We start from the raw sequence: 24,550 nt of genomic DNA, 5'->3' as shown, positions 1-24,550 counted from the left end.
AGGTGGTCTAATGGCTGAGCCACTTCACGGGATACGATGGACCGATGTCAGAGGCACTTCGGCCGATGGCCAAGCCCCGCCTGTACGAGCAGGTCCTGGAACGCCTGCGCGCACACGTGGCGGAGGCGGGCCTGCGCGCGGGCGACCGCCTGCCCGCCGAGCGCGATCTGGCCGCTCGCCTCAGGGTGAGCCGCGCGTCGGTGAAACAGGCGATCGTGGTGCTCGAGGTCCAAGGCCTCATCGAAACGCGCCACGGCGGCGGGACCTACCTGGTGCGCGGCACCCTCGACGTGGAACCGGTCGAGCAGCTTGTCGAACGCCGCAAACGCCTCCCGGACGTGCTGGAGGCGCGGGAGGCGCTGGAAACAAAACTCGCCGAACTCGCCGCCGAACGCCGCACCGCGGACGAACTGGAGGACATCCGGCAGGCACTCGACTTCATGCGCGACGAGGTCGCCGAGGGCGGTTTCGGCATGGAGGGCGACCGGCGGTTCCACGCCGCGGTCACGGCAGCCGCGCACAGCTCGTTGCTCGCGGAGTTCATGAAGTCGATCGCCGGCCAGATCACCGAGAGCCGCACCGAGTCACTGCGCCAGCCCGGCCGCCCGCCCCGTTCGCTCGCCCAGCACACAGCCATCTACGAGGCCATCGCCGCAGGCGAGCCGAAAAAGGCGGCCGCCGCCATGCGCAAACACGTCCGCACCGTCGCGAAGGTGCGGCTGCTGACCTGGGAGCCAGAGGCCTGAGCCGAATCGGGTCGCGCCACCTACGGTAGGCGCAGGGTGAAAGTTGCCCCCTTGCCCAGCCCAACGGATTCCGCGGTGATGTCACCACCGTGGTGACGTGCTCGCACACCCCGCGTTGGCGGTAGCCGCCGGGCACGTCGGCGCCGATGGTCTCGTCCAGGACGTCAACGGCGGACTGCGCCAGCACCGTCAGCAGGATCGGGTACCGCCGTTGTGGCTCCCGGTGCTGCAACGCCTGCGGAGTCAGCCGGCGCCCGACCCCGGCGAGGAACCGGCGCCGTTCTGCGGGCAGGTCCGACAGGTCCATCGTGTGCGCGTCGAGGCGGCGCCGGAACAACAGCTTCGGGGAGTCGTGCTGCATCGCCCGGGCGAACAGGAACTCGTCCAGTTCCTTCCACCCGGCGGCATCCGTCTACGCCACCCCGCGTACGCGGCGATCTCCCGCAGATGATCGGTACGGGTCTGACGGCGGGCGCCGTAATCGCGCAGCTCGCCCATCGACGTAACCCAGCCACGGCAACGCGCACAGCTGAACCGCCGCGCCGAGCACGTTGCGGCCCGTCCGGAACTTGCGCAGGAACGCCTCGTCCGCGTCCGTGAGCGTGAAATGCCGAATCAACTCCACCCGGCCGATCTCCGGGAACGACCGCAACCGCGCCATCTCGTCCTCGGAGAACACATCCCGAGTCGCCACGAACTCACCACCCCGCCATCGACCGTCACCAAACGGACGGCAGGTTACGGGCCGGTCAGACCAAGATTCAATGCCAGGTTCTTAGCGTTGTTTTTTCGCTGGAAGCTACAGCCGGCCCTATCGGTGGTGAGCACCCGGCCGGCCCACCCAGCCGGCCCACCCGGCCGGGCGGTGCTTCGTCGTGAGGGATGTGGTGGCGTGGGCAGCCGAGCCGGTTCGCCGGCGGAGGGCTTGGTGGTTGGGTGTGGCGACACCCATCAGCCGAAAGTCCCCAGCGTGGTGAATCTGGCGTCCAGGTCATCGACCCATTCCGCCGGGGTGCGATGGTCCGGCAACGGGAACCCGGCCACGGTCCGCCAGAGCGCGTCGCCCAGAACGGTCCGCAGGTGCCAGGCCATGATCCGGTCCACGTCCAGGGTGGTGCCGGACATCCGCTCATAGTGAGCCACCGTGGCGGTGAACAGTTCGATGCCGCAGTCCGCGGGCAGGCATCGCAGGTCGAACTCGGGTTCGCCGGTGCCCGCCGTCTCCCAGTCGACGACCAGGCTCAGCCGCAGTGACTTCCGGTCCCAGAGGTGGTTGTCGCCGTGGAAGTCGCCGTGGACCAGAACGGTCCGGCCCGGCGTCGCGAGTGCCCGGTCGGCCCAGTCGCACCAGGACGACACCCGGGCCCGCTGGTCGGATCTGATCAGTGCCCCGAACCGGTCCCGCAGGGCGTCCGTCGTGGCGTCGGCCGTCGGTCCGGGCAACCGTCCCATCGTGTCGGACACGGACTTCAGGACGTGCGGTTGGTGCAGACCCGCCAGAACCGCGGCCAGGTCACGCGCGGCCGGCTCCCGATCGTCCGGAGCGATCAGGTGCCGCGCCTCGAAGAACGGCACCGCGTCGGCCCGGCGCGTGATCAGCATCGCCGGGTCACGGGACACCGCGACCACCTCGGGCAGCGGCAACGGCGCCGCGGCCGCGCGCAGCGCGTCCATCAGCCGCGCCTGATGGCAGATTCGCAGTGCGGGCGGCTCGGCCCAGGCGAACTTCACCACGAACCGGCCGTCGACCACGGCGGTGGCCGCGCACCACTCGGGGTCGTCGCTCGGCTCGAGCCCGCGGGGCTCGATCGTGCCGTCGGCCAGGTCCGGCGCCACCGTGCGCAGCGCGCCCCGCAACGCGTCCACAGTCGGCTCGCTCAGCCAACCCAGTCCCATCCGATCAGGATGACCCATCCAGCCGATGGCCCGCCGAGCAGCCGAAGGCCGCCCGCTAGGAAGGATCGTGAGCGCCTCGGGGGAGGGGCTGCCGGCCGCGGCCTTCCGCTGCAGCCTTTTCGAGGCGGCTCGCACATTGTCGGCCTCCCAAGGATCGGCCGTCTCTCTGGCTCTCCACAGATCGCGCGGTCGACCGGAGGCAAAGGGCCGACTTCTCGGTGACGCCGCTCATCGCCTCGGCCCAGGCTTCCAAGCGCGCTCCGTCGTGCAGCGCGGCATGTGGCGCCGCTGCCAGGTTGACCACGCCGATGCACAGTCCGGGGAGGGTGAGCATTGACCAGCCAGTTCGCGATCGCCCAGGCCGGCATCGAAGCCACCAGGGTGCTCTCGGCGACCTTCGCCAGACGGCGCCGATCTGCACGAAACAGTCGTGTCCCGCAGTCACCACAAACATCCTAGGACGCCTTACAGGGTGTGCGCCACCTGGCTCCGCGCACGCATCACCCCAAAACCAAAAAGGAATCAACGACATCCCCGAAATCAGATGTGACGCCGGTCAAGTCACCGGGCTTCGGCAGGCCGGGGCAGGGGAGGATGGCGGGGGCGTGAAGGCGACGGCCGGTGTGAGCCGGCGGGAAGGGGTGACCGTGTCCGGGGACGTTCGGGTCGGGCTCGATGACGTACGGTCGGCGGCGGTGCGCATCGCCGGGGTGGCGCATCGCACGCCGGTCGTCACCTCGCGGACGTTGGACGCCCTGGTCGGCGGTTCGGTGTTCCTGAAGTGCGAAAACCTGCAGCGCGTCGGGGCGTTCAAGTTCCGTGGCGCCTACAACGCGGTGTCGCGTCTGTCCGATGAGCAGCGGGCCAAGGGCATCGCGGCCTATTCGTCGGGCAACCACGCGCAGGCGGTGGCGCTGGCGGCCGCGGAGCTCGGTTCGACCGCGGTGATCGTGATGCCGGAGGACACGCCGAGGTCGAAGCTCGACGCGGTGGCCGGTTATGGCGCCGAGATCGTCTTCTACGACCGGTACACCGGGGATCGTGAGGCTATCGGCGCGGAGCTGGCGGCCGATCGTGGTCTGGCTCTGATTCCGCCCTATGAGCATCCGCATGTGATCGCCGGTCAGGGCACGGCGGCGTTGGAGTTGTTCGAGGATGTCGGCGATCTGGACGTGCTGGTGGTGCCGGTGGGTGGTGGTGGTCTGATGGCTGGTTCGGCGACCGTCGCCAAGGGGTTGAGTGATCGGGTGCGGGTGGTCGGCGTGGAGCCGGTGGCGGGTGATGACACACGCCGGTCGCTGGCGGCGGGGGAGCGGGTGTCGATCCCGGTGCCGAGGACGATCGCGGACGGGCAGGCGGCGAGCGTTCCGGGGGAGCTCACGTTCTCGATCAACCGGGAGTTGGTGGACGAGATCGTGCTGGTGTCGGATGAGGAGATCGTGGCGGGTCTGCGGTTCGCGTTCGATCGGTTGAAGTCGGTGCTGGAGCCGAGTGGCGGGTCGGGTCTGGCGGCGTTGCTGGCGGGGCGGGTGGAGGTGCCGGCGGGGGCGCGGGTGGGTGTGATTCTGTCGGGTGGCAATGTCGGCTGGCGGCGTTTCGCGGAGTTGGTCAGTTGAGCCTGTCGAAGCGGGCGGGGCGGAAGGCGTCGAGTGCGGCCATCGGTCCGGTTCCGGAGAGTTCCGCGGTGACGAGGCGGGCGACGATCGGGGCGAGGGTCACGGCGGAGTGCATGACGGCGACGTAGAGCCCTGGTCGGAGGAATCCGATGATGGGTTTGCCGTCGGCGGGCATGGGTCGGTCGCCGATGTCGATGGTGCGCAGGCGGATGGTGTCGGCGCCGCGCAGTGAGGCTTTGATGGCGGCGGTGGCTCGGTGGGCGATGTGGTCGAGGTCGCGGGTCACCAGGGTGGCGGCGGCGAGGAGTTCTCCGTCGCCGGTTTCGCGGACTTCGATGTCGGGGCCGGCGATGACGGTGTTGACGAGGCCGGGTGGTGCTTGGTAGCGGAGCAGCACGGCGGGTGAGGACGTGACGGGCAGGGGTCCGCACAGTGCCGGTGTGCGGGTGCCGGCGGCGACCACGACGGTGTCGGCGGCGATGAATCCGGCGGTGGTCTCGACGCCGCCGGTGTGCACGGAGGTGACGGCGGCCTGCTGGTAGGGGATGCCGGCGGCGAGGGCGCGGGTGGTGGCGACGGGGTCGACGGCGGCGTCGTCGGGCCGGTGGACGGCGTGGTCGGGGGGCCGGCGCAGGTGGGGTTCGAGGGCGGCGATCCGGTCGGCGGTGATGACGTGGCCGCCGTGGGGGCGGTCGGCGTTTCCCCAGGTGATCGATCCGGTCCATCGCACGCGTACCCCGAGGACGGTTTTTTCGAGTCGTTGCCATTCGTGCATGACGCCGCCGGGGAGCACGGATTCGCCGATCCAGGCGAAGGAGCGGCTGGTGACGCCGGAGCCGGGTGGTGCGGGGTCGATGAGGGTGACGGTGGCGCCGCTGCGGGTGGCGTAGTTGGCGATGGCGGCTCCGACGATGCCGGCGCCGACCACCGCGATGTCGGTCATGAGGCTCGGAGGACTTTTTGTTCGAGGGCGGGGTCGAGGCCGACGGTGGGGCGGTCGGTGCGCTGGGGTGCGGTGCCGCCGATGGCGGTGAGCCAGGTCCAGGTGTCGGCGATGGTGTCGTGGGTGGGCCGGATGGTGAGGCCGGCGGTGAGGGCGCGGGTGATGTCGCCTTGGTGGAGTTGGGTGTGCACGGGGCCTGGTGGGAGCCAGATGGGCAGGTCGGTCCAGGGTTGGATGCCGGCGGCGAGGATGGTTTCGGGGTCGGTCCAGTGCAGTTGGGCGTGGTTGCCGGTGATGTCGTTGGCGGTGGTGAGGAGTTCGCCGGTGGTGGTTTGGCCGCGTGGTCCGACCAGGTTGAACGGGCCGGTGTGCCGGTGGGTGGCGGCGTGGAGGATGAAGGCGGCGAGGTCGCGGGCGTCGATGTATTGCAGGGGGAGGTCGGCGGGGCCGGGGGCGAGGGTGGGTCCGCCGCGGTGGAGGCGGTTGAGCCACCAGGGGAGCCGGCCGATGTCTTCGTGGGGGCCGAGGATGAGTCCGGCGCGGGCGTGCAGGACGGGTCCGTCGAATTGGTCGGCGGCGAGTTCTCCGCCGCGTTTGTCGGCGGCGTAGTCGGTGGCGGGGGCGTCGGGGTCGCCGTCGACCAGTGGCGCGTCCTCGTTGAGGAATTCGCCGTCGGCGTAGACGGAGCGGCTGGAGATGTAGGTGTAGTGCCCGGCGTGTCCGGAGAGTGCGCGGGCGGCTTCGCGGACGACGGTGGGTGCGGCGGACCAGGTGTCGATGACGGCGTCGTAGTCCTGTCCGGCGAGGGTGGCGAGGCCGGCGGTGGTGGTGCGGTCGCCGGTGAGGGTGTGTACGCCGTCCGGTGCGGGTCGCCGGCCGCGGTTGAGTGCGGTGACGTGGTGGCCGTCGGTGACGGCGAGTTCGGCGATGGTGCGGCCGACGAATCCGCTGCCGCCGAGCAGGAGTAGACGCATGCTCTGACGATGCCGTCCGCCGGTGGGCGCGGCAATGTTCTCGGTTACGCGGGGGGCGTAACCGGTATTGGGGTTGCGGGCGCGTTGGTGTGGGGGCAGGGTTGCGGGCGGATCTGTTGTCGATGCTGGGAGTGTCTGCCTCCATGTGATGTGACTGCCGACTTGTGTGTGCGTCCCGATGTCGGTGTGTCCTCTGGAGGTTTTCCGTGCTCAAGGCTGTTTCTGTCGGTTGTGCCCACGACGGTGACCTGCTGTTCGAGGGTTTCGATCTGGTGCTGGGTGACGGTGACCGGATCGGTGTGGTGGGTCCCAACGGCGCCGGGAAGACCACGTTGTTGCGTGTGCTCGCCGGTGAGCTGGCGCCGTCGTCGGGTGTGGTCACGCGTGGCCCGGGGACGCGGGTGGCTCATGTGCCGCAGCAGGTGCCGGATCCGGAGGGCACGGTCGGTGATTTCCTGCTCGGGGGTCTCGGTGAGCTGGCCGAGGTGACCCGGCGGATGCGTGCGCTGGAGGAGCAGCTGACCCGTGATTCCGGGGTGCTGGACGAGTACGGCCGGGTGCAGGAGCGGTGGACGGCGCTGGAGGGCTGGACCGCGGAGTCGCGGCTGGCCGAGGTGCGGCAGCGGCTGGGGCTGGTTCAGCTGCCGGACGAGCGGCCGCTCAACCGGGTCAGTGGTGGCGAGCAGGCGCGTTTGTTGCTGGCCCGGGCGTTGCTGGCCGCGCCGGATGTGTTGTTGCTGGATGAGCCGACGAATCATCTGGATGAGGAGGGCGCCGCCTGGTTGCAGGGGTGGCTGGCGGAGTTCGCGGGTGCGGTGCTGGCGGTCAGCCACGATCGGGCGTTTCTGGATGCCACGGTGTCGCGGGTGATCGAGCTCGATGGTGTGCATGACGTGCCGCAGGATTTCCCGGGTGGTGGTTATTCGGCCTATCGGGAGGAGAAGGCGCGGCGGTGGCGCCGGTGGGTGCTCGATTTCGAGGCGCAGGAGAAGGACCGGGTGCGCTGGGAGCAGGACATCGAGTTGACCAAGCGGCAGTCGTTGAGTGTCGAGTTGACGGTGCGGTCTGGGGCGGAGGCGCCGCATCTGCGGCGGATCGCGCGGAAGGTGGCGCGGAAGGCGAAGGTGCGGGAGCGGCGGTTGCGCCGGCAGATGGAGTCGATGCGGTGGGTGGCGGAGCCGCGGACTCGGCCGGCGTTGACGCTGGCGTTTCCGGATGACGACGGTGATCGTGGCGAGTTGGTGTTGCCGGGGGTGCGGCGCGGGGATCGGATTCTGGTGACCGGTCGTAACGGTGCGGGGAAGACGACGTTGCTGCATCGGTTGGCGGGTGAGGGTACGCGGTTGTTGCCGCAGACGTCGGACGGTTTGCGGACGGATGCGTCGGTGGTGGAGTTCTTCCGGTCGCAGGTGCCGGTCTATGTGGATGACGCGGAGCGTCTGCTGGCCGGGCATCAGTTCGACGAGGAGATGTGGGACGCGCCGTTGCACACGCTGTCGGCGGGTGAGTTGCGCCGGTTGTTGCTGGCCGTGATGGTGAACAGCCCGCAGCGGGTGTTGTTGCTGGACGAGCCGACGAATTTTCTGGATTTCGACGCTTTGGACGTGCTGGAGGAGGCGTTGCGGCGTTATCGGGGGACGTTGCTGGTGGTGACGCATGACCGGTATTTCGCGAAGGCGGCCGGATTGACCGGCCGCTGGCATGTCGTGGACGGTGAAGTGACGGCTGCCTGACAAGATCGGTGGGGTGTCCCTGGTTCCGCGGCAGACGGCTGCCGCGCTCGACGTGTTGCGGCCTGCCGAGCAGGTCGTTGAGGCGTGGCTGGCGAATAGGCGGTTGTCGGAGCACACCCGGGCGGCGTATCGGCGTGATGTGCGTGGGTGGCTGGCGTGGTGTGTGCGGCGGGACCTGGATCCGTTGCGGGCGACGTTCCTGGATGTGAACGCTTATGCCCGGTCGCTGGAGGCGGATGAGCTGGCCGCGACCACGGTGGCGCGGAAGTTGTCGGGCATCTCGAGCTGGTACGACTTTCTGGTCAAGTTGCGGGCGGTCGAGGTGAATCCGGTCGGCGGCGCGGACCGGCCGGCGGTGGGTCGCGATCACTCGGCCACGGTGGGCCTCACTCCGGACGAGGTGGACGCCTTGATCGAGGCGGCGGACACGCCGCGGACCCGGGCGATGATCACCATGCTGGCCGATCTCGGTTTGCGGGTGGGTGAGCTGGTCGGTCTGGATGTGGCGGATCTCGGCTGGGAGCGCGGGCACCGCAGCATCCGGTTCGTCGGTAAGGGTGGCCGGCATCGGCGCCGGGTCCTCACGGCGGGGACCGGTGCGGCGGTCGACGCCTATCTGCAGGGTCGTGAGGACGGGCCGTTGTTCGTCACGTCGACCGGTGGCCGGGTGGACCGGCATGCGGTGTTCCGGCTGGTCCGGCGGCTGGCGAAGGAGGCCGGCATCGAGTCGTGGGCGCGGTTGTCGCCGCATTCGCTGCGGCACGCGTTCGCGACCGCGGCCCGGGACGAGGGGGTGGCGCTGGAGGACGTGCAGGACGCGATGGGCCACGCGGACCCGCGGACGACGCGCCGCTATGACCGGGATCGGCACAACCTGGACCGGGATCCGGCGTACACGATCGCGGCGGCGCGGGCCAGGCGCCGGGCGGGCTGACCGACCGCCTATTGTCGGACGCCGCGGGTCGATCACGGATGGGATCAGGGGTCAGGTTGAACATCTTCGAAGCGGTGCTGCTGGGTGCGATCGAGGGGGTTACGGAGTTCCTGCCGATCTCCAGCACCGGTCACCTGACCATCGCGGAGAAGCTGCTGGGTTATTCGATCGACGATCCGGACATCACGGCGTTCACCGCGATCATCCAGTCGGGTGCGGTGATCGCCACGGTGATCTTCCTGCGGAAGGACATCGCGCGGATCGTGCCGGCGTGGTTGCGGGGGTTGTTCAACGCGCAGGCGCGGCAGAACCCGGATTGGCGGTACGGGTGGGCGATCATCCTGGGGTCGATTCCGATCGGTGTCGTCGGGTTGTTGTTCCAGGATGCGATCGAGACGACGCTGCGCAGTCTGTGGTTCGTGGCATCGGCGTTGATCCTGTGGTCGGGGGTGATGTGGTTCGCCGATCGGGCGGCCACGCAGATCCGTCATGAGGACGATGTGACCTGGAAGGACACGTTGATCATCGGGGTGGTGCAGTCGTTGGCGCTGATTCCCGGGGTGTCTCGGTCGGGGGCGACGATGTCCGCCGGCCTGTTGCGTGACCTCGATCGGGTGACAGTCACGAAGTTGTCGTTCTTCCTGTCGATCCCGGCATTGCTGGGTGCGACGGTGCTGCAGTCGGTGACCGAATATGACAACATCTCCGGCGGGGTGGGCTGGGCCAACACGATCGTGGCGACGCTGGTGTCGTTCGTGGTGGGTTATGCGGCGGTGGCGTGGCTGCTGCGGTTCATCTCGAAGCATTCGTACAGTTTGTTCATCGGTTACCGGCTGGTGCTGGGTGCGCTGCTGATGGTGTTGCTGGCGACGAACATCCTCGAGCCGCAGTGACGTCGCCGGCCGATCGGGCGCTCGCGCATGTGCGGTCGCTCGGTGTCGCCGGTGAGGTGCCACCTCTCGTGCATGCCGCGTCGATCACGGTGAGTTTCCACCCGGATCGGTTGCTGGCGGACGGGACGACGGTGGCGGAGCGTCTGGTGGCGGAGGGCCGGTATCGCAGCCAGTTCGAGACGGGGATCTCCAACGGTGGGCTGACCGCGTTTCCGGGTGGTGATCGGGATGTGTGGGAGCAGCGGATGTTCGCCGGGGCGTACCCGTCCCGGGTGCGGGTGGATCGGCCGGTGTATGGGGCGTTGAACCTGGCGGGGCACCCGGATGGGGCGTCGCCGCGGTTCGGGAGTTGTCATCTGCGGCTGGCGCCGGCGGTGTCGGCGCGGGCCACGTTCAGTCACGGTGACAGTGTCACGGAACCCACGGTGGTGGGGACGATCGACACGTTCGGTGGGATTTGGGCGGCGTTGCTGGATGAGGTGGGGCGCACCGGGTCGGCGCTGCGTCTGCCGGCGTCGTCGCCGGCCGCGTGGGTGGCGGCGCTCGGCGAGCCGCGCACGGCCGCGGGTCGGTGCCTGGACGGCTATGTCGAGACCCAGGTGCACGGGGGTGTCGCGCTGGGCGCGGACGTTCAGGCCGTGGTCGCCGACCCGTCCTTCATCGGTACGCCGACCGCGGCCCTGTTGTCTCGTCTGGCCCCGAGGCTGGAGTACCACCAGGGTTTCGCGCTGGAGCCGGCCGCGTTTCCCGACGAGCTCCGTGGCCCGGACACTCCGCGGATCGCGGCGTTCGTGGCGTCCCGGTTCGGCGTCGACGCCTTGCACGCCGAGGTGGTCGGCCGGGCCACGGTGGCGGCGATCCGCGACCCGGGTGAGTGGTCCCGCTTCGGTTCGACCCCGGAGGTGCTGCAGCTGCTCAAGTATGTGTGGCACATCCTGGTGCTGCGGGGCGGCGCGGCGCGGCGGTGAACCGGGCCGGTCGGGTCAGCCCGGCGGCCGCAGTGCGGCCTTGACCAGGTCGAGGGCCGTGCTGAGCGGCAAGCCGAGTTTTTGGATCGTGTCCGCGTACCGTTCGGCGGCTTTCTGGGCTTCGGCCGGGGTTTTCGCGGCGCGTGCGGTGATCACTGTGCCGGCCCGGCCGCGGGTTTCGACGAGGCCGGCCTGTTCCAGTTCGCGGTAGGCGCGGGCCACCGTGTTGGCGGCCAGGCCGAGGTCGGTGGCGAGGGTGCGGACCGGTGGCAGGCGGTGCCCGGCGGCGAGTTCTCCGGCGGCGGCGAGTTCGGCGATCCGCAGCCGGACCTGCTCGTAGGGCGGGACCGGCGAGTCGTGGTCGATGGCGATGTGGTCCATCAGATGAGTTTGGGGGGTTTGTTGCCGGCCGCGATGATGCCCTGCCGGACCGGGACGAGGGCGAGCAGGATCGCGCCGACCACGAAGAAGATCACCAGTGAGACGATGCCGATGCGGTAGCTGCTGGTCAGCTGGAACACCAGGCCGAACAGCAGTGGGCCGAGCCAGCTGGTGCCCTTGTCGCTGATCTCGTAGAAGCCGTAGTACTCGCCTTCCTTGCCGGCCGGGATGAGTTGCGAGAACAGGCTGCGGGACAGGGCCTGGCTGCCGCCGAGCACCAGGCCGATGGCGACGCCGAGCAGCATGAACGGGATCGGTTTGCCTTCGGGCAGCCAGAACGCGGCCAGCACCACGCCGAGCCACAGCACCAGTGACAGCAGGATGGTCTTGCGGGCGCCGATGCGGGTGGCGAGCGCGCCGAGCAGCAGCGCCCCGCCGAAGGCCAGGAACTGCACGATCAGGATGGTGACGATCAGGGTGGACTGGCCGAGGTTGAGTTCCTCGGTGCCGAACTGGCTGGCCAGGGCGATCACGGTCTGAATGCCGTCGTTGTAGACCAGGTAGGCGAGCAGGAAATACAGGGTCATCGGGTACGCCCGGAGCCCGCGGATGGTGTGCCCGAGCTGTTTGAACCCGTCGGTGAGGACGTTGCCGCCCGGCCGCGCATCGTCGGCGACGGCCGCCGCCGGGTGTTCCTTCAGCCAGGCAAGCGGCACCAGGGTGAACAGCCCCCACCACACGCCGGCCGACACGATGCACCAGCGGGCCAGGTCGAGGGTGCGCTGCGGGTCGCCGTCGACGGTGAGGCTGGTGACGACGACGAGGTTCAGCGCGAGCAGCAGCCCGCCGCCCAGGTAGCCGAGCGCCCAGCCGCGGGACGACACCTTGTCCCGGTCGTCCGGGCCGGCCAGGCGCGGCAGGAACGAGTTGTAGATGACGATGGACGCGCCGCCGGAGATGTTCGCGATCAGGAACAGCAGCCCGCCGAGCAGGTAGCGGTCGCCGGTCACGAACGCCATCGCGATGGTCGCCGCGGCGCCGGTGAACGCGGTCGCGGCCAGCAGCGGCTTCTTGCGGGGCGCCCGGTCGGCGATGGCGCCGGTGATCGGCAGCACGAACACGGTCAGGAACACCGACAGCGACACCAGGTAGGGGTAGTAGGACCCGGCGGCGATGGTGATGCCGAGCGGGTGGACCCGCCCGTCGCAGGTGTCCGCGCCGAGCTCGCATCCGGCCGCGAGTTCGGTGACGGTGGTCAGGAACGGGCCGAGGAAGACCGTGATGACGGTGGTCGAGAAGGCCGAGTTCGCCCAGTCGTAGAAGTACCAGCCCGTGCGTTCCCGGCGGGTGCTGCCCGCGGGCGTCGTCTCGGTTGCGGCCATGCGGTTGTGCTCCCAGCGGGTATCAGATCTGATCCGGCCGGTAGAACTTAGCGAGTGCGGCGGTGGCCGGGTCCTCCGACTCGGCGAGAGCGGCCCACGGATCCACCGCGGGGGGCAGTTCCTCGGCGGCGTATTCGGCGAGTTCGGCCGGTTCCGGGTCGTTGTCGAGGGCTTCGACGATGCCGGCGTGGGCCAGGCCGAGGCTGCCGGTGTCGATCCACGGGAACCCGTCGACCGGCTCGGGCAGCGGGCCGACGTCGACCGGCGGCGGGAACAGGTCGGCCGGTTCGTCGGAGACCGGCGCCTGCTCCTCGTCCGCCGCGACCTCGTCGTGCTGCGGTTCGAAGGCGGCGTCCGCGGCCGTCGGGGCGGCCGGTTGCTCGTGGTGCTCGGCGTCCTGCCACGTCGGCTGGTGATCGTCGCCGGGCTCGTCCCACTCGTGCGGCGGCACGTCCAGCGACTCCTCGGGCGTGCCGAGGTCGTCGATCGGTTGTTCCCCGTCGGGGAGGTGCCCGTCGTCGTGGTGGTCGTCGTGCGGCCAGCCGTGCTCGCTCATGACTGCTCCTTAGGGACGGGGGACAGTGCCGCCGCCCGGCTCAGAACCTCGTCGACCCGGGTCAGCCGCTGCCGCACCGCGTCGCGCTCCTGCTGTGCGCCGGCTCGTCTCTTCGCCCGTCCGGCGGCGTCCTCGGCGGCCGCCGCGTCGATGTCGGCGATGTGCGCGTCGAGTTCCCGCAGCCGCCGCTCGACCGCGTCGTCCACCGCCACCGACAGCGCGTGGTGCAGGTCGGTGAACCGGTACGAGATCTCGTCGGACAGCGCCGCCCGGGCCTCGCCGAGCACGTCCCGCAGCCAGGTCCGCGCCTGCTGCCGGTCCGACTGGACCCGCCGCCGGTACAGCACGTACCCGCCGGCGGCGAGGCCGAGGCCGATCCCGGCGACCGGCACCAGCAGCCCGCCCGCGGCGGCGCCGAGGACGGACGCGCCGAGCATCGCGCCGCGGCCGGCCATGAACGCGATGCCGCCCGCGGACAGCGCGATCAGCGCGTTGTCGGACGAGGAGTCGCGCGGCGGCGACGACTCCAGGGTGTGCCGCAGCGTCGCGTTCAGCCGGCCCAGGATGTCGGCCAGTTCCGCGTCGTCGAACACCTCCGACAGCACGTTCTCGCCGACCTGGCGGAAGGTGACCTCCAGGTCCTGCGACAGCCCGACCGCGACCGCCTGCAGTTCGGCGTCGAGTTGCTGCGGCAGCGCGTTCAGGCCGTCGCGGCGGGCCGCGTCGATGCGGGCGCTCAGGTCCTGCTGGACGCCGGAGATGCGGGTGCGGAGCTTGCCGACCACCTCGACCCGGGCCCGCTGGGTCTCGCTGGCCAGCAGCAGCGTCCAGTGCCGCGACTCGGTGCGTTTGCGGGCGGCCAGCGCGGCCCGGTCGGCGCGGACCTTCGCGACCTGCGCCGGGTCGGCTTCGGCGGCCTCCACCCGCACGTGCGCTGCGGCCTCCAGGCGGGCCAGCTCGCCGCGGGCGGCGCGCAGCACGTTCGCCAGTTGCAGCTGGTGGCCGCGGCCGGCCAGGTCGACCAGCGCGTGCTGCAGGCCGGCGATGTGTGAGGCCTCGACCAGGGCGGCCTGGTCGGCCGGCGGCACGGTCAGGGCCAGCTCGGCGAGGCGCGCGCTGACCGGGAACCAGGGCGCCGCGGCGAACCGCGGCGCGTGCGCCTGCAGCAGGGCACGGTTGTCGTCGCAGATCCGGCGCCACCCCGGGTACGCGTCGACCTTCGTCAACGCGAACACCACGTTGTTGACCCGTTCGCTGGCGGCCACCAGGAACCCCAGCTCGGGCCGGGACAGCGGCGCGGACGCGTCGGCGACGAACAGCAGCGCGGTGGCCCGGTCCACGGCGTCCAGGGCGACCGCGGTGTGCGCCGGGTCGAGGCCGCCGACGCCGGGGGTGTCGAGCAGCCCCACATATTGCAGCAGCGGCGCCGGGTGGGTGACCTCGATGCGGCGGGCCCGCTGCTCGCCGGTGGCCCACGCGGTCAGGTCTTCGACGTCCACGATCTCGCCGCCGGGCAGCACCGCCCGCGCGCCGGCGACCGGGCCCGGGATGAAGCTCAGATAGGTGTTGGTGGCGACCGCGGCGTCGACCGGGGACAGGCCGGGCACCCCGAGCAGCGCGTTGATCAGCGACGACTTGCCGCGTTTGGTCTCGCCGACCAGCACGATCGACGGGCGGGTCACCTTGCGGCGGCGCAGTTCGGCCAGTTCCGCACCGGCGTCCGGGTCCTTCGTCCGCACGAACGCCAGCACGTCCGCGACCGTCTTGTCCAGGTCCTTCACGGCCGCACCTGCTTGCTGAGCAGGAAGAAGCCGCGGGTGGCGACCTGCGCGACGCGGGACTGGGCGGGCCCGGCGCCGGCCACCGCATAGACCCGCCACCGGTTCGCCGCGGCGAGGGCGGCGTCGGCGAGCTCGTCCGGCCCGGCGTGCGGGAGCCGCAGGATCCACGACGCGTCGTCGGAGGTGGCCAGCCGGATCAGCTCCTGCTCCCATTCGACCGGCATCGGCACCGCGCCGGTGGCGACCTTCTGGGCCACCTCCAGCAGCCGCAGCCGGTGGTAGCCGGGTTCGCGGAGCAGCTGCTCGACGGCGTCGCGGACCGCCTCCCGGTCGTGCGGGTCGGTGGTGTGCCCGGCGAGACGCTCGAGCCGGGCGAGGGCCCAGCCGGCCTTGATCGCGTCGGACCGCCAGCGCATCACGTCGTCGAGGGTGCGCCGCAGCCGCGGGAACCCGGACGCGGCGAGCAGCCGTTTGACCAGCTCACCGGCGCCCATCTGCGGGTCGGCGTGCAGCTGGGCGATGGCGTAGCCGAGGCCGTAGAGGTCGAGCAGGCCGAGCAGCCGTTCGCGGTGCTCGGCGGAGACGGCGCTGGGCCGGCTGCGGAACAGGTCGACCGAGGCGAGCAGCACCCCCAGGTCGGGTGCGGCCGCGAGGGTGCGTAACGCTTCGCAGTCGGCGCTGGTCAGCCTGCCGGTCTCGCCGGTCTCGGCGAGCAGCCCGGCGACCGGGACGACCTCACTGACGGTGCGCGCCAGCAGCCCGGCCTGCTGCTCGGCTAGGGGCCCGGCGACCGGCCACGGATCGCCGGCGCCGCCGACCAGCGTGTCGACCTTGCCGAACACGCCGAGCGCGTTGATCGGGCTCGACGACAGCCGCGCCGACGAGGCGCGGAACGCCTCCAGGGCGCGGACGTCGTCGGCGCGGACCGCCTGGGTGAACACGTAGACCACGGCCTCGGCGGCGGCGACCTCGTGCGCGGAGTCCTCGTCGATGTCCTGGTCGAACGGTGCGGTGGAGGTGCCCACGGCCTCCTCGGCGCGGGCCGAGACGGCGGTGTCGGTGGACGCCAGCCCGGGCGTGTCCACGACCGTGAGCTCCCGCAGCTTGTCGCTGGTGAGGGTGACGTCGACCCAGGCGACCGTGGACGCCGGGACGCCGAGCCGCTGCGGGATCATGCCGTCCGCGTCCAGCGGCAGGCTGTGCGTCGAGCCGTCGCGGCACACCACGTCGACCCGGTCGGCCGGCCCATAGCGGAACCGGGTGACGACGCGGGTGCACTCACCGACCGCGGTGGGCGCCACCCGGCGGCCGATCAGTGCGTTGACGAGTGTCGACTTTCCGGCTTTCAGGCGTCCCGCGATGGCCACCCGCAACGGCTCATGAAGACGGTCGCCGATGTTCCGTACCTGGCCACCGACCTCGGGACCGACCCTGGCGACGATCTCGTCACACAGGGTGGCGAGCCGCGACGATAGCGGTCCGGTCACGACGACTCGTCAGTCGAGCACACTGTCAGCGACAATGGCCTGACCGTGGCCGGGGTCCACATGCTCTGCGCTCGCCTTCCGAGGTGGGCTCGGGCAGGCGGGACGCCTGCCGCAGCAAAGACTACGGCCGGGTGCGGGGCGAGGGATCCCGTGTTCGTGCCACGACGGGGGAGAGGGAGGTGCGCGTTGGCGGACGCGTACGACCTGGCAGCCACCGCCGCCGCACAGTTGCAGACGCCCGGCCTGGTGATCGTCACCGGGCCGCCCGGCGCGGGCCGCAGCAGTCTGCTGCACGCCGTCGCCGGGCAGTTCCGCGGACCGGTGCACGCCGGCGGGGGACTGGCGATGTTGCGGACGGTGCCCGCGCTGGCGCTGTCACGCGCGGTGCGGGCGAGGCTGCCGGGTCACGATGTGCACCTGCTGGCCGAGGCGGTCCGATCCCGCGTCCGGGCCGGCCTGCTGCTGCTCGACGACGTGCAATACGCGGACCCGGCGACGCTGGCCGCGCTGCCGCTGATCGCCGCGCACTGCCGGGTCCTGGCCGCGCTGCGCACCCCGCACCGGCTCGATCCGGCCGCTCTCGGCGACGCGACCGTGCTGGAGGTGCCGCCGCTGAGCCGCGACGCCGCGCTCGAGCTGGCCCGCTCCACCGCCGCGCAGCTCGACCCGGCCACGCTGGCGGCGGTCGTGGACCGGGCCGGCGGCAACCCCCTGGCGGTCACCGCGCTGGCCCGCCAGGCCGGCGCCGGCCGCGGCACCCCCGGGCACGACATCGACCAGGTGGCGTACGCGATCGCGACCGCCCTGTCCGACCTGCCCCGCCCGGCCCGCACCGCCCTGGCCGCCCTCGGGCTGCTCGGCCGGCCGGCGACGGCGGAGCTGCTCGGCGCCGGCGCGAGTGACCTGCTCGCCGCCGGCCTGGTGATGGACGCCGGCGACGGGCTGCTGCCCACCTCCACCTATGTGGCCGAGACCGCGGCCGGCCTGCTCGACGCGCCCGCCCGCACCGACCTGCACAAACGCCTCGCCGAGCTGACCCCGCCCGCGGAGGCGGCCCGGCACCTGGCCGCGGCCGGCGACCACCCGGGCGCGTTCCGGCAGGCCCTGAGCGCCGCCGACCGGTCCACCGGCGGCGACCGCGCGGCGATCCTGCTGTTCGCCTGTGAACTGCCCGTCCCGGTGGACCCGCGGGTGCGGCTCGCCGCCGCCGACGCCGCCCTCACCGCCGGCCGGCCCCGCGCCGCCGCGGCGGTGCTGACCTCGCCGTCCCCGCTCGGCGTCGAGGCCGACGTGCTGCGCGGCGAAGCCCTGCTGCAGGCCGGTCTGCCCGGCCAGGCCCGCGCCGCCGTGCAGCCGGTGCCCGACGCGGCGCCACCGTCGGTGGTGGCGGCCCGCGACCGGGTGCTGCTGCTCGCCGAACTCGCCGACGACCCGGACACCGCCCTGGACACCGCGGCGAAGGTGGCGGCCGCCTATCCGCAGCCGCCGGCCGGGGTGGCCGCCGCGCTGGCCACCGTCGCCGCCGCCCACCGCCGCCCGGGCTGGGCGCAGGCCCTGACCGCGGCGGCCGCCGACGCCGGCGACCGGCCGGCCGCCCGGGCCGCCGCGTGGCTGCTGGTGGAGACCCTGGCCGCGGACGGCCTGCTCACCGAGTCCGCGCAGGCCGCCACGGCCGCCGCCGCGGTGTGCGCGCAGGACCTGTCCTACGGCTGGCAGACCCGCTTCCTGGCCGCCGCCGACTGGGCCCTCGCGTTGCACGGCGCCACCACCGCCGACCCCGCGGACGACGTGCAGCGGCGCGCGGCGAACCTGGCCGACCGGTCCCTGCCGGCGGAGGCGCGGGCCTACGCGACCGCGGCGACCGCCCTGGTCGAGGCCGACACCGGGCTGCTCGCCGCCGCCCGCGGGCGGCTGTCGGCCGCCGCGCCGGGGCACCCCGCCACCACCTGGGTGGCTCGCGAAGCCGCCTGGCTGGACGGGCAACCCGACCGGGCCACCGGAGCGACCGGCGCCGGCGCCGGCCTGCTGGCCGGGCTGGACCACATCACCGCCCGGTGGGCCGCGCACGACCTGGGCACCGCCGGCGCCGACCCGATCCCGGCCGGCATCCCGGACGCGGCCCGGCGCACCCTGCTCGCCTGGGCCACCGGCACCGGCTTCCCGGCCGCCGCGGACGCGTGGGCGAGCACCGCGCTGCGCGAGCAGATCCGCTGCCTGCTCGCCGCCGGGCTCTACGACCACGATCCCGCCCGGGCGGTCGACGCCCTGCTGGCCGCGGAGCAGCTCGCCGACACGGCCGGGCTGACCGTGCTCGCCGGACGGGCCCGGCGCGGCCTGCGTAAACACCACGTGCACCGGGACAGCCGCAGCCCGCGGTCCGGAAACACGCTGACGAATCGGGAGACCGACGTGTTGCGGCTGGTCGCGGCGGGCGAACCGACCCGCCGGATCGCCGGGCAGCTCGGCATCTCCGCGGAGACCGTGGACACCCACATCCGGGCCGGCATGCGCAAGCTCGGCGCGCGCACCCGCACCGAGGCGGCGGCGCTGGGGGTCGCGAACGCCGACGCCGCGGAGGTGACCCCGTGACCCGGCAGCCCGACGCCCCCCGCCACGTCGTCGCGTCCAGCACCGACGCGGAGACCGTGCTGCGCCGGCTGGTCCGCGACGGCTGGGACACCCAGGAAGGGTTCGCGCTGCCCGTGCAGGGCTGGAGCGCGCCACCCCGGCTGGTGCTGCACGGCCGCATCGCGGACGAGGAGAATCTGCAGCTGGCGGTGCTGGCCGCGGCCCGCGGGGCCGGCATCGTGGCGGTCTGCGACACCGAGTCCACACTGGGCCGGGCGCTGGTCGACGACCTGGCCCGGCTGGGACCGGTCAGTCACGGCCCGGGCGGCCCGGAGGAGCCCGGCGACGCGCTCGCCGACCTGGTGCCCGAGCAGCGGGCGCTGCTCGACCGGCTGGCCGCCGGCGACACCATCGCGGCCGCGGCGGCCGCCGAGTTCCTGTCCCTGCGCACCGCGAACCGGCGGATCGCCGAGGCCCGCGCCATCTTCGGGGTCCGCACCACCCGTGAGGCGGTCCTGGCCTACCTGCGGCAACGCGCCCAGAAATAGCCATGACCGACTGGCCGCGCAGCGCCCGGCTCGACGCGCCCCACCTGGTCGACCGGATCGCCGACATCACCGGCGTGCGGCTGGTGGTCGAAGGGCCGTGCCCGGGCGGTGAGGTCGGCGCCGCCTATGTGCGCTGGCCGGACGGGCGCCGGTCGGTGCTCAGCCAGGGCCACTCCCGCACCGGCCCGCTGGTCGACCTGGCCCGCGCGGCCGGGGTGCCGACCGCCCGGCAGGAGCTGGCCGCGCACGTCGACGGGGAACGGGTGATCGTGCAGCAGCGGCTGCCCGGCCACCCGCCCGCGCCGCCGGACGCACGGGTGGTCGCCCAGATGATCGCGATCAACGCCCGCCTCGCCGGTCTGCTCGCCGGGGCCCGGCCGAGCAAACCCGTCGAACTCCACCTGAACACCGACGGTCCGGGCTTCTGCCTCCACAAGCCACTGCGCGAGTACGGCGGGCGGGCCGCCCGCCTGCTCGACTGGGTGCACGAGGTCGGCACCGCCACCCTGCCGATCAGCGGCGACGACCTGGTCCACTTCGACTACCACCCGGGCAACGTGCTCACCGAGCGGGGCGTCGTCACCGGCGTGATCGACTGGGACGGCGCGGGCCGCTACGACGGACGGTTCGACCTGGTCACGCTGCGTTTCACCCTGGGTCTGCTGGCGCCCGCGCTGACCCGCCCGGTGGACGAGGCGCTGACCGGCATCGAACCCGACCGGCTGCGCGCGTTCTGGGCGCACATGAGCCTGCGCCAGGTCGACTGGTGCATCCGCCACCACGACGCGTCCCTCGTGGAGCGCTGGCTCGATGTCGCCGAGCCGGGCATGCACTGACCCTTTCGGCCAGCCGCATCTATCCACATGAGCAGCTGTATCGATCCGGATGAGCAGGTTAAGCTCCACCGTCGTCACAGCCGAGAGCTGCTCGCGCGTGCCGGCGACCCATGAGGAAAGGACCGTCCGTGGGCAAGAGGACCCGCTCCCTGCTGGCCGCCACCGTGGTGGTGGCCCTCACCGTGGTCGGCCTGACCGCCGCGCGCGCGGACGCCGCATACTCGGAGTGTCCGGAGAACAAGATCTGCCTGTTCGACGGCGCTGACGGCACCGGTGACCGGGTCGACCTCGCGCCGGTCGGCCGCTGCATCAACCTGACCACCACAAAGCCGAACTTCAACGACCTGGCCTCCTCGGTCGTCAACAACACCGGCTACTTCATCACCCTCTACCAGGACGTCGCCTGCAAGGGCACGTCCTACAGCGTCGCGCAGAGCCTCAAGCGCGGAGCGAACCTGCCCGCCGCCAACAACAACTGGGCGTCCAGCTACCAGATGCCGGTGAACTACTACTACTCCGGCGGGTTCCAGTACTTCCGCGACGGGACCTCCGACGGCATCCGGGCGAACGTCGGGGTCAACAACCCGTACGTGTCCGCCTACGACTTCCACTCGCTCGGCGAGCTGGCCGCGCAGTCCACCGACGGCCGGCAGATCGTCGAGATCGGCTGGACCAAGAACGCCAACGTCTGCAAGGACACCAGCAGGTCGTGCCTGTTCGGCTACCACTGGATCAACGGCGTCCAGCAGGGATACGGGGTCGGCTTCGTCGACTATGCGAAGAACCCCGTCGACCTGGGCACGGCGTTCGACTCCGGCACCCAGACCGAGATGCGCATCCTCTACGACGCCAGCAGCGGCTCCGGCGCGTGGTGGCTGTGGCTCGACGCGGACCTCAAGGACGACGCGCCCGGCGACTGGCTCGGCTACTTCCCGGAGAGCCGCTGGATCGACGAGGGCGTCAAGGACTTCAACCAGGTCGGCCTGGCGCAGTGGTTCGGCGAGGTCGCCTCGACCTCCTCCGCCCCGTGCACCGACATGGGCTCCGGGGCGCTGCCGCCGGCCACCGGCGCGGCGAAGATGGACCAGGTGCAATACCACGCGACGGGCGCCAAGCCGTCCGAGCACGTCGACGCCGAACCCGAGATGACCGCGCCGACGCCGACGTTCTACAACGCGACCAAGCTGGAAGCGGAGACGCCCGCGTTCCGCTGGGGTGGCGGCGGCGCCAACTGCAAGACGGCCGGCGACCCGGCCGTGCCGAACGGTGTCGAGCCGCCGAAGGGCCGCCTGCCGGTCCCCGAGGCGGGCTGATCCCGGCCGACTTTCGCAACGAACCGGTGTGCCAGGAGGGCGACGCGCGCTCTCCTGGCACACTCGTCACGTGAGAGACGGGGAACTGACCACCTACAGCCTCGTCGAGCTCGCCGTCGAGCGGCTGAGCCGGGAGATCCTGAGCGGCCGCACCGAGCCGGGGGAGCGCCTGGTCGAGGAGCAGCTCACCCGGCAGCTCGGCATCAGCCGCGGCCCGCTGCGCGAGGCGTTGCGGCTGCTCGCCCAGCAGGGCCTGGTCGAGCACACCCCACGCCGCGGGGTGCGGGTGGCGACGCTGTCCGACGTGGACGTCCAGGAGCTGTACGAGGTGCGCGACGTCCTCGAACGCCACGCCGTGTCGATCACCACGCCGGACGCCGACCTGACCGGGCTGCGCGCCGCCCTCGACCAGCTGCGCACGGCCACCGAGTCGGGTGACCGGCTCGCGGTGGCCGACGCGCACCGCCGCTTCCACGTGGAGGTGGTGGCCCGCAGCGGCAACCGGCAGCTCACCGCCCTGTACGAGTCGATCCTGGTACGCCTGCAGCTGTACATGGCGGTGAACCTGCAACGCGAGGCCGACATCGCCGACGCGGCCGACGCCGTGCACCGCCACGCGCAGGTCCTCGCCGCCGTCGAGTCCGGGCGGGCCGGCGAGGCGCTGAGCGCGCACGGCGCCCGCACCTACCTCAGCTGACGACATCAGCCTGTAATCATTCCCGCCCTCCGCCGTAACGATTCTGTCGACAATCGACAGAATGAGTGGTGTCTGGATCAGCAGAATCCCCGAGCGGGAGGGCTCGGCCGGCCCGTTGTCCGGCCTGCGGTTCGCGGTGAAGGACAACATCGACGTGGCCGGCGTGCCGACCACCGCGGCCTGCCCCGACTTCGCCTACCTGCCCACCGCCACCGCGCCGGTCGTGCAGCGGCTGCTCGACGCCGGGGCGGTGCTCACCGGCAAGACCAACCTCGACCAGTTCGCCACCGGCCTCACCGGCGCCCGCTCGCCCTACGGCACACCGGAAAGCGTCTTCGGCGGCGGCCTCATCTCCGGCGGCTCGTCCTCCGGGTCCGCGGTCGCGGTCGCCACCGGCGAGGTCGACTTCTCGCTGGGCACCGACACCGCCGGGTCCGGGCGGGTGCCCGCCGCGTTCAACGGCATCACCGGCGTCAAACCCACCCGCGGCCTGCTCAGCACCCTCGGCGTCGTGCCCGCCTGCAGATCCCTGGACTGCGTGTCCGTGTTCGCCGGCGACGTCACCCTGGCCGCGCAAGTCGCCCGCATCGCCCGCGGCCGGGCGCCCGGCGACCCGTGGGGCCGATCCGCGCCGATGGCCGTGCAGACCGCGCCGCGGATCGGGCTGCCCGACGGGCTGGACTTCTTCGGCGACGCCGGGCAGGAGAAGGCGTACGCCGCCGCCCGCTCCCGATTCCCCGGCGCGACCACCGTCGAGGCCGGGCCACTGCTGGAAGCCGGTGACCTGCTCTACCGGGGGCCGTGGGTGGCCGAGCGGCTCGCCGACCTCGACGACTTCCTCACCACCCACCCGCACTCGGTGCTGCCGGTCACCCGGGCCGTGCTCGAGAGCGGGCGCCGGTTCACCGCGGTCGACGCGTGGCGCGCCCAGCACCGGCTGCAGGAGCTCAAAGCCTTCACCGAGCGGCTGTTCGCAACCATCGACGTGCTGGTCCTGCCCACCGTCGGCACCACCTACACGCACGACGAGATCGCCGCCGACCCGATCGGCCGCAACCTCGACCTCGGCCGCTACACCCAGTTCACCAACCTGCTCGACCTCGCCGCGGTGACCGTGCCCAACGGGTTCACCGCCGACGGCCGCCCGGCCAGCCTCACCCTGTTCGGACCCGCGTTCAGCGACGAGACCCTCGCCCTGCTCGCCGCGTCACTCCACGAGCCGGTCACCGTCGCCGTCGTCGGGCTGCACCTGCGCGGGCAACCCCGCAACACCGAACTCGTGTCACGCGGCGCCCGCTTCGTCCGCGAGGCCGTCACCGCGCCCTGCTACCGGCTCTACCGGCTCCCCGGCGGCACCCCCGGCCTCGTCCGGCACCCCGACGGACCGGACCGGCCCGACCACGGCATCGCCGTCGAACTGTGGACCATCCCGGCCGGCCGGGTCGGCGGATTCATGACCGGCATCCCGGCCCCGCTGACACTCGGCCGGGTCGCCCTCGCCGACGGCACCGCGGTCACCGGCTTCCTCTGCGAGGCGTACGCGACCGACGGCGCCGAGGACATCACCGCCAGCGGCGGCTGGCGCAACCACCTGGAAGGACGCCCATGACAGTCAGCATCGGCCCGGTCAAAGCCACCCCCTACCTCTGGCCCTACGACGGCACGGCGCCGGTCGAGCGCACCGCCCTGCTCTGCATCGACTGGCAGACCGACTTCTGCGGACCCGGCGGCTACGTCGAGTCGATGGGCTACGACATCGGCCTCACCCGCGCCGGGCTGCCCGCCACCCAGCGCCTGCTCGCCCACGCCCGCCGGCTCGGCATGCTGGTCGTCCACACCCGCGAAGGCCACGACCCCGACCTGTCCGACCTGCCCGCCAACAAACGCTGGCGCTCCGCCCAGATCGGCGCGGAGATCGGCGGACAGGGACCGTGCGGCCGGATCCTGGTCAAGGGGGAGCCGGGCTGGGAGATCGTGCCCGAGGTCGCCCCCGTCGCCGGAGAGGTGATCGTCGACAAGCCCGGCAAAGGCGCCTTCTATGCCACCAACCTCGACCTCGTCCTGCGTACCCATGGGATCACGCACTTGATCCTCACCGGGATCACCACCGACGTGTGCGTCCACACGACCATGCGCGAAGCCAACGACCGCGGCTACGAATGCCTGATCCTGAGCGACTGCACCGGCGCCACCGACCCGTCCAACCACACCGCCGCCCTGCACATGGTCACCATGCAGGGCGGCGTCTTCGGATGCGTCGCCACCTCGGACGACGTCATCGCGGCCACGGAGGAATAG

The 24,550-nt window shown here is 72.0% G+C and carries 21 protein-coding genes and 1 pseudogene; 13 read left to right on the top strand and 9 right to left on the bottom strand.

What is annotated here, in order from left to right; all coding sequences use genetic code 11:
• The first annotated feature begins 44 nt into the window (after positions 1–44).
• On the top strand, positions 45–746 hold the full coding sequence (locus ACZ6TI_RS14990; RefSeq protein WP_465345599.1) for a FadR/GntR family transcriptional regulator: 702 nt from the start codon (positions 45–47) through the stop codon (positions 744–746).
• A 145-nt stretch (positions 747–891) separates the two neighbouring features.
• Here the strand turns inward: ACZ6TI_RS14990 and ACZ6TI_RS14985 are convergent.
• Together ACZ6TI_RS14985 and ACZ6TI_RS14980 are read right to left on the bottom strand one after the other, a co-directional pair.
• Positions 892–1,440 (bottom strand): annotated as a pseudogene (locus tag ACZ6TI_RS14985) (DUF4158 domain-containing protein); the annotation flags it as partial.
• A 257-nt stretch (positions 1,441–1,697) separates the two neighbouring features.
• Positions 1,698–2,642 carry a phosphotransferase family protein gene (locus ACZ6TI_RS14980; protein WP_465345598.1) on the bottom strand — a complete coding sequence of 315 codons (945 nt, stop codon included), beginning with the start codon at positions 2,640–2,642 and terminating at the stop codon, positions 1,698–1,700.
• Positions 2,643–2,968: 326 nt separating this feature from the next.
• Between ACZ6TI_RS14980 and ACZ6TI_RS14975 the strand changes: the two genes are divergently transcribed.
• Positions 2,969–4,258 (top strand): pyridoxal-phosphate dependent enzyme, encoded by a 1,290-nt coding sequence (locus tag ACZ6TI_RS14975; RefSeq protein WP_465345597.1) that lies wholly within the window; start codon positions 2,969–2,971, stop codon positions 4,256–4,258.
• Here the strand turns inward: ACZ6TI_RS14975 and ACZ6TI_RS14970 are convergent.
• Positions 4,251–5,201 carry an NAD(P)/FAD-dependent oxidoreductase gene (locus tag ACZ6TI_RS14970; protein WP_465345596.1) on the bottom strand — a complete coding sequence of 317 codons (951 nt, stop codon included), beginning with the start codon at positions 5,199–5,201 and terminating at the stop codon, positions 4,251–4,253. The genes ACZ6TI_RS14975 and ACZ6TI_RS14970 overlap by 8 nt on opposite strands.
• The gene (locus ACZ6TI_RS14965; RefSeq protein WP_465345595.1) at positions 5,198–6,175 is read right to left on the bottom strand and encodes an NAD-dependent epimerase/dehydratase family protein; all 978 of its coding nucleotides are present in this window, start codon (positions 6,173–6,175) and stop codon (positions 5,198–5,200) included. The genes ACZ6TI_RS14970 and ACZ6TI_RS14965 overlap by 4 nt, the downstream gene beginning before the upstream one ends.
• Positions 6,176–6,381: 206 nt before the next feature.
• Between ACZ6TI_RS14965 and ACZ6TI_RS14960 the strand changes: the two genes are divergently transcribed.
• The 4 genes from ACZ6TI_RS14960 (at position 6,382) to ACZ6TI_RS14945 (ending at position 10,703) form a co-directional block, all read left to right on the top strand.
• Complete coding sequence (locus tag ACZ6TI_RS14960; RefSeq protein WP_465345594.1) at positions 6,382–7,908, top strand: ABC-F family ATP-binding cassette domain-containing protein; 1,527 nt, start codon at positions 6,382–6,384, stop codon at positions 7,906–7,908.
• 19 nt (positions 7,909–7,927) lie between these two features.
• Complete coding sequence (locus tag ACZ6TI_RS14955; protein ID WP_465345907.1) at positions 7,928–8,842, top strand: tyrosine-type recombinase/integrase; 915 nt, start codon at positions 7,928–7,930, stop codon at positions 8,840–8,842.
• A 56-nt stretch (positions 8,843–8,898) separates the two neighbouring features.
• The gene (locus ACZ6TI_RS14950; protein WP_465345593.1) at positions 8,899–9,735 is read left to right on the top strand and encodes an undecaprenyl-diphosphate phosphatase; all 837 of its coding nucleotides are present in this window, start codon (positions 8,899–8,901) and stop codon (positions 9,733–9,735) included.
• 68 nt (positions 9,736–9,803) lie between these two features.
• Complete coding sequence (locus tag ACZ6TI_RS14945; protein ID WP_465345592.1) at positions 9,804–10,703, top strand: DUF3626 domain-containing protein; 900 nt, start codon at positions 9,804–9,806, stop codon at positions 10,701–10,703.
• 15 nt (positions 10,704–10,718) lie between these two features.
• Here the strand turns inward: ACZ6TI_RS14945 and ACZ6TI_RS14940 are convergent, their stop codons facing one another.
• From ACZ6TI_RS14940 to ACZ6TI_RS14920, 5 genes are read right to left on the bottom strand one after another with little or no spacing between them, the layout of a single operon-like run.
• Entirely contained in the window at positions 10,719–11,084 is a 366-nt protein-coding gene (locus tag ACZ6TI_RS14940) for a GntR family transcriptional regulator (protein ID WP_465345591.1), read from the bottom strand.
• Complete coding sequence (locus ACZ6TI_RS14935; RefSeq protein WP_465345590.1) at positions 11,084–12,466, bottom strand: MFS transporter; 1,383 nt, start codon at positions 12,464–12,466, stop codon at positions 11,084–11,086. The genes ACZ6TI_RS14940 and ACZ6TI_RS14935 overlap by 1 nt, the downstream gene beginning before the upstream one ends.
• A gap of 22 nt (positions 12,467–12,488) precedes the next feature.
• On the bottom strand, positions 12,489–13,022 hold the full coding sequence (locus ACZ6TI_RS14930) for a hypothetical protein (RefSeq protein WP_465345589.1): 534 nt from the start codon (positions 13,020–13,022) through the stop codon (positions 12,489–12,491).
• On the bottom strand, positions 13,019–14,803 hold the full coding sequence (locus ACZ6TI_RS14925) for a dynamin family protein (protein ID WP_465345588.1): 1,785 nt from the start codon (positions 14,801–14,803) through the stop codon (positions 13,019–13,021). The genes ACZ6TI_RS14930 and ACZ6TI_RS14925 overlap by 4 nt, the downstream gene beginning before the upstream one ends.
• A complete protein-coding gene (locus tag ACZ6TI_RS14920) occupies positions 14,800–16,290 on the bottom strand; it encodes a dynamin family protein (protein ID WP_465345587.1) in 1,491 nt (496 codons plus the stop codon). The genes ACZ6TI_RS14925 and ACZ6TI_RS14920 overlap by 4 nt, the downstream gene beginning before the upstream one ends.
• Positions 16,291–16,476: 186 nt before the next feature.
• Here ACZ6TI_RS14920 and ACZ6TI_RS14915 point away from each other — a divergent pair, with 186 nt between their 5' ends.
• The 7 genes from ACZ6TI_RS14915 to biuH all read left to right on the top strand — a co-directional run bounded on the left by ACZ6TI_RS14915 (position 16,477) and on the right by biuH (position 24,550).
• A complete protein-coding gene (locus ACZ6TI_RS14915; RefSeq protein ID WP_465345586.1) occupies positions 16,477–18,879 on the top strand; it encodes a LuxR C-terminal-related transcriptional regulator in 2,403 nt (800 codons plus the stop codon).
• Positions 18,876–19,406, top strand: coding sequence for a LuxR family transcriptional regulator (locus tag ACZ6TI_RS14910; protein ID WP_465345585.1), 531 nt, complete (start codon positions 18,876–18,878; stop codon positions 19,404–19,406). The genes ACZ6TI_RS14915 and ACZ6TI_RS14910 overlap by 4 nt, the downstream gene beginning before the upstream one ends.
• Before the next feature lie 2 nt (positions 19,407–19,408).
• Positions 19,409–20,242, top strand: coding sequence for a phosphotransferase (locus tag ACZ6TI_RS14905; protein ID WP_465345584.1), 834 nt, complete (start codon positions 19,409–19,411; stop codon positions 20,240–20,242).
• Between the two features lie 128 nt (positions 20,243–20,370).
• Complete coding sequence (locus tag ACZ6TI_RS14900) at positions 20,371–21,555, top strand: neprosin family prolyl endopeptidase (RefSeq protein WP_465345583.1); 1,185 nt, start codon at positions 20,371–20,373, stop codon at positions 21,553–21,555.
• Positions 21,556–21,625: 70 nt separating this feature from the next.
• The gene (locus tag ACZ6TI_RS14895) at positions 21,626–22,252 is read left to right on the top strand and encodes a GntR family transcriptional regulator (RefSeq protein WP_465345582.1); all 627 of its coding nucleotides are present in this window, start codon (positions 21,626–21,628) and stop codon (positions 22,250–22,252) included.
• Positions 22,253–22,313: 61 nt separating this feature from the next.
• On the top strand, positions 22,314–23,861 hold the full coding sequence (locus ACZ6TI_RS14890) for an allophanate hydrolase (protein WP_465345581.1): 1,548 nt from the start codon (positions 22,314–22,316) through the stop codon (positions 23,859–23,861).
• Positions 23,858–24,550, top strand: a complete 693-nt coding sequence (biuH, locus tag ACZ6TI_RS14885) for a biuret amidohydrolase (protein WP_465345580.1) — start codon at positions 23,858–23,860, stop codon at positions 24,548–24,550. The genes ACZ6TI_RS14890 and biuH overlap by 4 nt, the downstream gene beginning before the upstream one ends.

This window comes from Actinoplanes sp. NPDC051388, assembly GCF_055586225.1.
The sequence above is the reverse complement of the archived record's forward strand: the minus strand, read 5'-3'. Positions and strand labels throughout refer to the sequence as shown.

Excerpts from the sequence above, each read along its gene's own strand:
- ACZ6TI_RS14990 (WP_465345599.1), top strand. The coding sequence starts at position 45 with ATGTCAGAGGCACTTCGGCCGATGGCCAAGCCCCGCCTGTACGAGCAG.
- ACZ6TI_RS14980 (WP_465345598.1), bottom strand. The coding sequence starts at position 2,642 with ATGGGACTGGGTTGGCTGAGCGAGCCGACTGTGGACGCGTTGCGGGGC.
- ACZ6TI_RS14970 (WP_465345596.1), bottom strand. The coding sequence starts at position 5,201 with ATGACCGACATCGCGGTGGTCGGCGCCGGCATCGTCGGAGCCGCCATC.
- ACZ6TI_RS14965 (WP_465345595.1), bottom strand. The coding sequence starts at position 6,175 with ATGCGTCTACTCCTGCTCGGCGGCAGCGGATTCGTCGGCCGCACCATC.
- ACZ6TI_RS14940 (WP_465345591.1), bottom strand. The coding sequence starts at position 11,084 with ATGGACCACATCGCCATCGACCACGACTCGCCGGTCCCGCCCTACGAG.
- ACZ6TI_RS14935 (WP_465345590.1), bottom strand. The coding sequence starts at position 12,466 with ATGGCCGCAACCGAGACGACGCCCGCGGGCAGCACCCGCCGGGAACGC.
- ACZ6TI_RS14930 (WP_465345589.1), bottom strand. The coding sequence starts at position 13,022 with ATGAGCGAGCACGGCTGGCCGCACGACGACCACCACGACGACGGGCAC.
- ACZ6TI_RS14905 (WP_465345584.1), top strand. The coding sequence starts at position 19,409 with ATGACCGACTGGCCGCGCAGCGCCCGGCTCGACGCGCCCCACCTGGTC.
- ACZ6TI_RS14890 (WP_465345581.1), top strand. The coding sequence starts at position 22,314 with ATGAGTGGTGTCTGGATCAGCAGAATCCCCGAGCGGGAGGGCTCGGCC.
- biuH (WP_465345580.1), top strand. The coding sequence starts at position 23,858 with ATGACAGTCAGCATCGGCCCGGTCAAAGCCACCCCCTACCTCTGGCCC.